This window comes from Streptomyces sp. NPDC002130, assembly GCF_040296465.1.
Classification (GTDB): domain Bacteria; phylum Actinomycetota; class Actinomycetes; order Streptomycetales; family Streptomycetaceae; genus Streptomyces.
The window spans coordinates 1-2,058 of sequence record NZ_JBEOXI010000612.1; the positions used below are offsets into that span (position 1 = coordinate 1).

The window sequence follows — 2,058 nt, forward strand, 5'->3', positions numbered from 1 at the left end:
GCTCGTCCGGCAGCCCCTCCGCCAGCCGGATCGCCGCTTCCCGCATCTTGCCCCAGCTGGAGCCCAGCCTGTCCGAGACGGACCGGCTCGAGCAAGTCCCGAGGTTCACCCAGGTCCTGGTCAGGGACGGCGGCATGGCCGATGCCGTCCCGCGATTACTGAAACGGCAGGGCCGCCGTCGACTGCTGGTCGTGCTCGACCAGTTCGAGGAACTGCTCGCCCGCGATGCGGCGGCCGTCGACGAGCTGGCCGGGGTGTTGTTCGGCGGAACCCTGCCGGACACGGTCCGCGTGCTGACCACATTGCGGGCCGACTTCCTGGGCGCCGTCCTCGACCACCCGCGGCTCGGGCACGCGTTCGGCGGGCAGCAGACGTACGCCCTCGGCCCCATGCACCCCGACCAGCTCCGTGACATCGTCACCCTGCCGGTGGACGCCGTCCCCGGCGTGCGGTACGAGCCCCACCTGGTCGACCGCATCATCGAAGACACCGGTGCCGAGCCCGGTGCGCTGCCCCTCCTCGGCTTCGCCCTCGACCAGCTCTGGCGGGAGCAGCAGCAGACACAGGGACGTCTCACCCATGAGGCGTACGAGAAGATCGGCGGGGTCGCCGGCGCGCTGCACGACCACCTCGTCAAGGTCTGGAACACCCATGTCCCGGAGTCCTACGAGGAGGCTGCTCGGCGGTTGTTCACCCAGCTCATTCGCGTGCCCCTGGAATCGGCCGGTGTCACCCGGCGGATGGTATCGCGCGGCGAACTGGACGAGGCGGAATGGTGGGTCGCGCAACAGCTCGCCACCACCCGCCTCCTGGTGACGGGCCGGGACGCCGAGGGGACCGAAACCGTCGAACTGGCCCACGAGGCCCTCATCTCCAGCTGGGACAGGCTGGCGGAGTGGGCCGCGGAGGATCGTTCCTTCCTGGTCTGGCGGGAGTCGCTCCGCCACGACAGGAGCCGCTGGGACGAGGGCGGACGTCCACCCGAACTGCTGCCGACCGCAGTCGCGTTGGCAAGCGCCGGACCGTGGCTGGCCGAACGCGGCACCCAACTGACCGAGGCCGAGCACGAGTACCTGGAACTCGGCCGCGCGTATCAGCGGTCACGCACCCGCCGACGCCGGGCGCTCCGGTCGGGCTTCGGCATTCTCGTCGTCCTCGCGTTGCTGTTCGGCACGCTGTTCGTGTACGCGCGACAGGAAAGCCAGGAACGCCAGGCACTTGCCGACTCGCGTTCCCTGGCCCAGTTGTCGCAGGACCAAGCGGAGTTCGACCCGGTGCTGTCGGTGAAACTGGCGCTCGCGGCGTATGAGACCGCGCCCACGACGGAGGCGCGCGGCCAGTTGTTGCGACACTACCTGGCCCACTCGGGCTCCACCCGCATGGTCTCCGGACTGCTGGGAACAATGCAGCAGTTCCAGACCAGCAGGGACGGCAACGTCGTCTTCGCGAGGTCGGCCTTGGGCCGCGCGACCCTCTTCGTGGGGGCCCTCACCGGCACCGTGCGCAGCGAACAGTTTTCCCGCGAACAGCTGATCATGGCCATGGTGTCGGCCGACGGCAGCAGGGTCGCGTTCGTCTGCGCGGACGGGTCGGCCGGCTGGTTCGACGTACACCCGAACGCCGAACGCCTCATCGGCGCCGTCCACGCACTGCCCAAGGTGAAGAACCTGATCGACTACGCCGACAGCAGCAGCGGGTTCGCCATGTCCGAGGACGGACGGACCGTCGCCGTCCGCGACGGGGACGACCTGATGTGGTGGGACCTGGACGGCGGCACCGTCGGCGGCAGGGTTCCAGCGCCCCGGAACATGGGCGGCAACCTGTGGATCGACCCCGGAAAGCGGCGCCTGTTGGTAGAGGTCTCCCCACCGAAAGGGGACGAGTTCCGCGTCGCTCTGCTCGCCGTCGACATGGCCACCGGCAGGAGCCGGACCGTCGTGCGCGAAGCCGACCGGCTCCTGGTCTCTGGCGACCGATCGACCGTCGTCGTGTGCCGCCCCGACGGGCGCTCGGCCACATCACTCACCCTGTGGCGAATCTCCGACGGCGCCCAGCGGG

1 protein-coding gene is annotated in these 2,058 nt (G+C 69.9%); it reads left to right on the forward strand.

Going from position 1 to position 2,058, the window contains the following annotated elements; translation table 11 throughout:
* Positions 1-134 precede the first annotated feature (134 nt).
* On the forward strand, positions 135-2,058 hold a 1,924-nt coding region (locus ABT116_RS43495; protein WP_502984051.1), incomplete at its 3' end, for an nSTAND1 domain-containing NTPase.